Raw genomic sequence first — 7,521 nt, 5'->3', positions numbered from 1 at the left:
CGCGAACGGATCTCGCCGTGCGGCTGCCGGGAGGAGGGACGGCACTGCGCCTCAACATGCACGAGCTTGCGGCTTTCGACTGCCATATACTGCAGAGAGAAGGCGCGGAACGGGATTATACCGCCCCCGTCCTGGCGCGCGCCGCCGAATGGAACGACCGGGCTTCCGAGGACGACAAGCGGAAGCTTCTTGCCAACATGATGGCGGGCCTGCCCGGCGCCTTCAAGCGCTACGAGATCGAGGAACTGCGCGCGGCGATCGCCGAACAGTCGATGATCACCCATGAGCAGCTCCGGAACAACCTGGTGCAATTCCTGGAGAATGTTCTGCCGGCGGCCGAAGAGGCCGGCGTGTCGATGTGCATTCACCCGGATGATCCGCCCCGGGATGTGACAGGTCTGTGCCGGATCGTGAAGAACGCGGAAGACATAGCATTCGTCCTGGATGCCGTGCCGTCCGACTACAGCGGACTTACGCTCTGCACCGGCTCGCTGGGGGCCAATTCCGAAAATGACGTGCCGGAGATCGCCCGCCATTTCTCCCATAAGATAAAGTTTGCGCATCTGCGGAATGTGAAGAAGGACGCCGATGGCTCCTTCATGGAATCGGACCACCTCGGCGGCGATGTCGATCTCGTAGCGGTCATCGCGAGATTGCTTGAGGAAGAGCAGTCGCGGCTTGCCGGCGGCGGTGCTCCCATACCCTTTCGAGCGGATCACGGCCACGAGCTGATCGACGATTCCCTTCGCGCCACCCATCCGGGATATCCGGTGGTCGGCCGCCTACGGGGGCTGGCCGAACTGCGGGGCGTGATCACCGCCCTGACGCACCAGCGTGGCTATGCGGGATTGACGTGAGCCCCGCCCGCTTGCTTTGCGTCGGGGCGCTCACCCTGGACACAATATTCAAGCTGGAGAGACTGCCTGCTGGCTCCGGCAAGTTCATCCCCGAGGCTGCGGTGCAGATCGCGGCAGGCATGGCGGCAAGCGCAGCCGCCTCTGCCAGCAGGCAAGGGGGAAAGGTGTCTCTTTGGGCGAGCGTGGGCGATGACCCGGCGGCGGCGGAGCTGCTGTCGCAGATGGAAGGGGAAGGCGTGGATTGTTCGGCTGTGCGGCGCGTTGCCGGCGGCCGCTCGGCTTTCGCTTCCATTCTCGTCGATGCCGTCGGCGAGCGGATGATCGTGCCCTACTACGATCCGATGACCCAGGAGGAACCGGCGTTTCTTCCCTTCGACGATTTTTCGGATTTTGATGCTGTCCTGGTCGACGTGCGCTGGCCGGGCGCGGCTGCATTGGCGCTCGAGCAGGCCAGCCGCGATAACATTGCCGGAATCCTTGATGCGGACGTGGCGCCGCGGAGCGTGCTCGACCGTCTCTTCCCGTTGGCGAGCCACGTGGTTGCATCGCAGCCCGCCGCCACCGCCATCTGCGGACGGGAGTTGGAAGCTGCGGAGGCGGTCGGACAGCTTGCCCGCCGCACCAATGCATTTGTCGCCGTGACGGACGGGGCGAATGGCACATTCTGGTACGACAGCGCGAAGGCTTCCGTGCGGCACGTGCCCGCGCCCAAGGTGACGGCGGTCGACACACTGGCCGCTGGCGACGTCTTTCATGGCTGCTTTGCACTGGCCGTTGCGGAAGGCTGCGAGATCGAGCGTGGGCTGCGCTTCGCCAGCGTTGCCGCCGCCATAAAATGTCAGCGTTTCGGGGGGCGGCTGGGTGCTCCGAGCCGGCGGGAAACGCTGGCCTTCATGGAGTCGTGCGATGAGCTATAGCGAGTTCGAGGCGAGGATCAGGAAGATCGCTGTCCTCCCTATCGTACTGCCTAAATCCGTGTCCTTCTGCATTGACGTCATCGGTGCGCTGGCAGAAGGCGGCGCCACGGGAATCGAGATCGTGTTGAGGAGCAAGGATGCCCTTCCGGCGATCGAAGCCGGCCGGAAGACTTTTCCAGCAATGGTATTCGGAGCCGGGACGGTTCTTACGCCCGCGCAGTATGATGCAGCGGTCGCGGCGGGAGCCGACTTCGCCATTTCACCCGGCTTTGCGCCCGAACTTGTCGCCTATGCGGCGAGCAGGCCTGTTCCGCTGATACCGGGCGTGCAAACCGCGACGGAGGTGATCGCAGCCAGGTCCGCGGGCGCTGCCCTGCTTAAGTTCTACCCATCCGAGCCCGCCGGGGGAACCGCGGTTCTCTCCGACTACGGCAATGTGTTCCCGGATGTCAGCTTCATGCCGAGCGGCAAAATCGATCTTCATCTCCTGCCGGGTTATTCCGCGCTTCGCAACGTCGCCTCGGTTGGTGGCACCTGGATGTATACAAAAGCGGGGGAGCTTTTGCCGCGCGAACGGATCTCCTCCGTGATGAAGCAGTCGCTGCAGGCCATGGAGCGTGGAGAATAGCCGGCGTTGACTACCATGGTAGCATTCCCTATTAGGTCTGTCGGGAGGTTAAGATGGCTGATAAAAAGAAGAAGCGGGCGCTGGTGACCGGCGCCGCCATGGGCATCGGCCGGGCGGTCGCCGAAAAGCTCGCAGCCAAAGGGACGGCGCTCATTCTCGTCGACCGGGCGCGGGAGCCGCTCGCAGACGTCGCATGCGCACTTGAGGGCGCGGGTGCGGAGGTGCGGACTGTTGTCGGCTCCACCGCTGATCCGAGGACCTGCACGCAAGCGGTGGCACTTGCTGAGCAAGATTTCGGCGGCCTCGACATGCTCTCCCACAATGCCGGGATCCAGCGCTACGGCACCGTCGAGACGACCGACGAGGCGCTCTGGGACGAGGTCATGAGCGTGAATCTCAAGGCGGCCTATCTCCTGTCGCGGGCTGCGATGCCGGCATTGCGGCAGAGCCGCGGCGCGATCGTCCATATGAGTTCGGTGCAGGGGCTTGCAAGCCAGGAAGGAGTGCTGGCCTACACCACGGCCAAGCATGGCCTTGTCGGCCTCGTTAAATCCATGGCGGTGGATTACGCGCCGCTCGGCGTGCGCGTGAACGCGGTGGCGCCGGGCGCTGTCAACACGCCCATGCTTCAGGATGCCGTCCGCCTGAACGACGACCCGGATGCCCTGTGGCGGACGCTCGACAACATGCACCCGATGGGCCGTACTGCACGGCCGGAGGAGGTGGCTGCTGTGGTCGCCTTCCTCTTGTCGGACGAAGCATCCTTTGTGACGGGAGAGGTGGTGCGCGTTGATGGTGGGCTGCTTTCGCGCATCGGCGGCTCCCCGCGCAAGGAGTAGCCGACCGTGTCGCATGTGAGTTTGAAGCAACTGGTCAAGGTCTATGGACGGCAGATCGCCGTGAAGGCCATCGACCTGGAGATCCAGAAGGGCAGCTTCGTTGCCCTGGTCGGTCCGTCCGGCTGCGGCAAGTCGACGACGCTGCGCATGATCGCGGGGCTGGAATCGGTATCCCACGGAGAAATCCGCATTGCCGACCGCGTCGTCAACGACCTACCGGCGCGGGACCGGGGCATCGCCATGGTGTTCCAGTCTTACGCGCTCTATCCGCATATGACCGTCTACGACAATATGGCTTTCGCCTTGAAGGTCGCGAAGGTGCCGCGCGAAGAGATCGATAGGCGGGTAAGGCGCGCGGCCGAGATTTTGCGGCTCGACGATTATCTTGATCGTCGCACGTCGCAGCTCTCCGGTGGACAACGCCAGCGCGTGGCCATGGGCAGGGCAATCATCCGCGAGCCGGAGGTCTTCCTCTTCGACGAGCCTCTGTCGAACCTCGACGCGCAATTGCGCAGCGCCATGCGTGTGGAGATCAAACGGCTGCATCACCGGCTCGGCACCACCGCCATCTACGTCACGCACGACCAGACCGAGGCGATGACCATGGCGGACAAGGTCGTGGTGATGCGCGACGGCGTAATCGAGCAGGCGGGCGCTCCCCTCGATGTCTTCGAGCATCCGGCAAACGAATTCGTAGCAAGGTTCATCGGCTCGCCCGCCATGAACATGCTTTCCGGTGAGATCGCGAGCGGCGCTGACGGGCGCCCGGAGGTAAGGCTGCCGGGCGAAGCCATTGCTCTTGATCCGGCTCGTTTCGAGGGGCTGGAATCCGGCCGGCCGGTCCTGCTCGGCGCGCGTCCCGAGGATATTGTGCCGGAGGGCCACGGCCTGCTGCCCGAAGATGCCCACCTCTTCTCCGCGCCGGTGGTGCTGACGGAATCCCTCGGCAACGAGACGCTCCTCTTCGCACCCTTCGCCGGCAGCGAAATCACGAGCCGCATGCAGAGGCCCCGGCCTGTGGCTGATGGCGAGGTGCTCAATTTCCTGATCAACCGGGAGAGGCTGCACCTCTTCGACGCGCAAACCGGCCGGTCACTGCGCCAATAGCAACGGAATATATGACAAGGAGGAGAATACCCGTGAACATGATTCAGAAATTGGCGGCGGCGGCACTTGCCGGCGCCGCGCTGGCCGCGGCGGGAGGGGCGCATGCCCAGACCGTCACCGTCTACCATGACAAGCCGTTCTACCAAGCCGGATGGGATGGTCTGACTGCCGCCGCCAAGGAAGCCGGTATCGACCTGCAGTTCAGCGCCTACACCACCGACCAGTTCCAGGCCTTCATCCAGTCGGGCCTGATGTCTGGGGATGCGCCCGACGCCTTCACTTGGTGGAACGGCACGAAGCTCGAGGAGATCGTCGAGAGCGGGCAGATCGCCCCGCTTGACGATCTGTGGGCGGAGAAGATCGCGGCGGGCGAATATGATGCCTCCGCGGCCGAGCCGTTCAAGGTCGACGGCCACATCTACGGGATGCCGACCGGCATCAATCGCTGGGTCGTCATGTACAACAAGGAGCTGTTCGAGAAGGCCGGCATCGAATCCGTTCCCACCACCTGGGAGGAACTGATGGCCGCATGCGAGAAGCTGAAAGCGGCAGATATCATTCCCTTCAATGCCTCAATTCAGGAAGGCTGGCGCGGCTTCGTCTGGTTCGAGGAGTTGCTCATCCGCACCGATCCCGACGCCTATGTGGCTCTCAACGAGGGCAAGCTGAAATATACGGACGAGCCGGTGCGCCGCGTCTTCGAGATATGGAACGACCTTTATGCCAAAGGCTATTTCACCGATCCGGCGAGCCAGGAGGAGCAGCTCGATTTCGCCCGCGGCAAGGCGGCGATGTATCTGGCCGGCGACTGGAACATCGGCCTGATCGAGGCGGGCGGGCTGAAGCCGGGCGAGGATTTCGGCGCCTTTATCATGCCGAATGTCGATCCCGACGTGCCCAATGTCGTGATCGTGGAGGCCTCGCCCCTGCTGATCAGCACGGCCGGCGCACAAAAACCCGAGGTGATGGAATTCGCCAAGTGGTATCTCAGCTCTGACGCCATGAACGCCTGGGCCACCACGCCGGGCCTTTATGCCGGCAATCTCAAGGCAAAGGTGCCGAACGAGATCATCGGCCAGATTGCAGACTCGGCGGCAAAGGGCAACTACCGTTCCATGACCCGCTATTGGGAAGCTTCGCCTTCCGAGATCGTGCTGCCCGCCGTCGAGGAGATGAACCGCTTCATGACCGATCCGTCGATGGAAACGGCTGAAACGGCGATGAACAACATCGAGGCTATCGCCTCGCAATACTGGGCTTCGCGCCAGTAGATCGACTGCTCCGGCGAGAGGCGTCAGCTTCTCGCCGGCATTCTTGCCGAGGACTTCGAATGACCGCCAGCATCGCCGAAACCTCCCTGCCGCCGGGCATCCCATCGGTCGATGCCATGGCGGCGACCGAGCGCCGGCGCGGACGCAGGCGCTTCTGGACGGCGCTCGCCTTTATGGCGCCGGCACTGTTGTTCGTCGGCATTTTTCTGCTTTTGCCGGTCGTCTTCAACATCTATGCCTCGCTCACGCAATGGGCGAAGTTCTCGGGACTCGGCGAATATGCCGGCCTTGCGAATTATGAGCGGCTGCTCTCCAATCCCAACTTCTTCACGGCCACGGCACGAACCGTCGTCTGGGTCGTGGCGTCCTTCTTCCTCCCCGCGCTGCTTGGTCTTGCGCTGGCGCTGCTGGTGAAGGGCCTCAAAGGCGAGGAGACCTTCAAGAGCATCTATTTCCTGCCGCGGATGTTCTCGGCCACCGCCGTCGGCGTCATCTGGTATTACGTCTATGCCAATGAGGGCATCGTCAACACCATGCTGCGCGGCATAGGCCTGGAGGGGCTGGCGCAGAGATGGCTTTACGAGGCCGGTCTCGCCACGCCGGCCATGATCATCACGCATCTGTGGCAGCAGGTCGGCCTCACAATGGTCCTTCTGCTTCTCGGCCTCAACGCTCTGCCCACCGATCCCATCGAGGCGGCGAAGGTGGATGGCGCCTCCCGCTGGCAGGTCTTCCGGCATATCGTCCTACCGCTTCTGGCGCCGACCATCCTGGTGGTGGTGACGGTGTCGGTGCTGGCGGGCTTTACCTCCTTCGACCTGGTCTGGGTGATGGGCCGCGACTTCCCCAACCGCTCGACATTGACGCTGGCGGTCAATCAATACTGGGAATCTTTCCGGGCGGGATACTGGGCCTATGGCGCAGCCATCGCCGTGGTGCTCGGCGCCATCGCGCTCAGCATAAGCTGGTCGCTCGGGCTGCTCCAGCAGCGCCTCGACAGGCGATAGGAGACGGAAATGGCGGCAGTCGACCTGTCGAAGCTTGATTTCGATGCGATCGCCCGGAGGGAGCAGCACACCGACACGCGCAAGGCCGTGATGCTGGCCATGGCCGTCATGCTTGCGCTCGCCTGGATGACGCCCTTCTACTATCTGGTCGTGTCCATCTTCAAAAGCAACGCTGAGTATGGGACTGGCCATCCGCTGGCGCTGCCGCAGTCCTGGGAGCCGGTGCTGCACAATATCTACGAGGCTTGGACGAAAACGCGGATGGCCGACGGCATGTTCAACTCCGCCCTGTACGGGTTCATCGGCGGCGGCGCTGCGGTGTTCATTGCCGCGCTGGCGGCCTATGGCCTGACGCGGATCGAATTCCGGGGGAAGGGCTTCTGGTTCATGCTCATCTTCTCGGGCACGATCTTCCCCCTGCAGATGTATCTGATACCGCTTTTCATGGGCTACACGAAACTGGGGCTCAACAACACCCGGCTCGGCATGATCCTTTTCTATACCGCGGTCTGCATTCCCTTTCCGGTGCTGGTGCTGCGCAACTACATGGCGGGGCTGCCGCGCGAGATGGACGAAGCGGCCCGGCTCGATGGATGCTCCGACTTCCGCATCTTCCGCTCCATCATCCTTCCCAATTGCTGGGGTCCGATGACGGCCCTTTTCCTGATCCAGTTCACCTGGATATGGAACGATCTTCTTTTCTCCATGGTGCTGACGAGCCGGGAGGAGGTGCGCTCGCTTATGAACGGGCTGATGGTGCTGCAGGGAAGCTATGCGGCGACCACGCCCAATGTGGTGATGACGGCGACACTGATGGCCAGCCTGCCGACAGTGATACTGTTCCTACTTTTGCGCAGGCACTTCATGAATGGACTGAAGCTGCAGAGCCTTTGAG

General features: G+C 63.0%; 8 protein-coding genes. All 8 read left to right on the top strand.

Annotated features, from left to right (window positions below; genetic code table 11):
- Nucleotides 1-857, top strand: an 857-nt coding sequence (uxuA, locus tag RIN79_RS17765) for a mannonate dehydratase (protein WP_309086020.1), incomplete at its 5' end; no start/stop codon positions are given.
- Nucleotides 854-1,774 carry a PfkB family carbohydrate kinase gene (locus tag RIN79_RS17760; RefSeq protein ID WP_309086019.1) on the top strand — a complete coding sequence of 307 codons (921 nt, stop codon included), beginning with the start codon at nt 854-856 and terminating at the stop codon, nt 1,772-1,774. The genes uxuA and RIN79_RS17760, both read left to right, overlap by 4 nt.
- Nucleotides 1,764-2,402: a bifunctional 4-hydroxy-2-oxoglutarate aldolase/2-dehydro-3-deoxy-phosphogluconate aldolase gene (eda, locus tag RIN79_RS17755; protein WP_309086018.1), complete on the top strand. Its 639-nt coding sequence runs from the start codon at nt 1,764-1,766 to the stop codon at nt 2,400-2,402. Before RIN79_RS17760 ends, eda begins: the two co-directional genes overlap by 11 nt.
- A gap of 53 nt (nt 2,403-2,455) precedes the next feature.
- Complete coding sequence (locus RIN79_RS17750; protein WP_309086017.1) at nt 2,456-3,241, top strand: SDR family oxidoreductase; 786 nt, start codon at nt 2,456-2,458, stop codon at nt 3,239-3,241.
- Nucleotides 3,242-3,247: 6 nt separating this feature from the next.
- A complete protein-coding gene (locus tag RIN79_RS17745; RefSeq protein ID WP_309086016.1) occupies nt 3,248-4,348 on the top strand; it encodes a sn-glycerol-3-phosphate ABC transporter ATP-binding protein UgpC in 1,101 nt (366 codons plus the stop codon).
- Nucleotides 4,349-4,386: 38 nt separating this feature from the next.
- Nucleotides 4,387-5,619 (top strand): extracellular solute-binding protein, encoded by a 1,233-nt coding sequence (locus tag RIN79_RS17740; RefSeq protein ID WP_309086021.1) that lies wholly within the window; start codon nt 4,387-4,389, stop codon nt 5,617-5,619.
- 59 nt (nt 5,620-5,678) lie between these two features.
- A complete protein-coding gene (locus tag RIN79_RS17735) occupies nt 5,679-6,626 on the top strand; it encodes a sugar ABC transporter permease (protein ID WP_309086015.1) in 948 nt (315 codons plus the stop codon).
- Nucleotides 6,627-6,635: 9 nt separating this feature from the next.
- Nucleotides 6,636-7,520 (top strand): carbohydrate ABC transporter permease, encoded by an 885-nt coding sequence (locus RIN79_RS17730; RefSeq protein WP_309086014.1) that lies wholly within the window; start codon nt 6,636-6,638, stop codon nt 7,518-7,520.
- The last annotated feature ends 1 nt before the right edge of the window (nt 7,521 follow it).

The organism is Chelativorans sp. (assembly GCF_031180965.1).
Taxonomy (GTDB): domain Bacteria; phylum Pseudomonadota; class Alphaproteobacteria; order Rhizobiales; family Rhizobiaceae; genus Chelativorans.
This window is presented reverse-complemented; position numbering and strand designations above follow the sequence as displayed.

What these genes read in the sequence shown, in the direction of transcription:
- eda (WP_309086018.1), top strand. Translation starts at nt 1,764, where the DNA reads ATGAGCTATAGCGAGTTCGAGGCGAGGATCAGGAAGATCGCTGTCCTC.
- RIN79_RS17750 (WP_309086017.1), top strand. Translation starts at nt 2,456, where the DNA reads ATGGCTGATAAAAAGAAGAAGCGGGCGCTGGTGACCGGCGCCGCCATG.
- RIN79_RS17740 (WP_309086021.1), top strand. Translation starts at nt 4,387, where the DNA reads ATGATTCAGAAATTGGCGGCGGCGGCACTTGCCGGCGCCGCGCTGGCC.
- RIN79_RS17735 (WP_309086015.1), top strand. Translation starts at nt 5,679, where the DNA reads ATGACCGCCAGCATCGCCGAAACCTCCCTGCCGCCGGGCATCCCATCG.
- RIN79_RS17730 (WP_309086014.1), top strand. Translation starts at nt 6,636, where the DNA reads ATGGCGGCAGTCGACCTGTCGAAGCTTGATTTCGATGCGATCGCCCGG.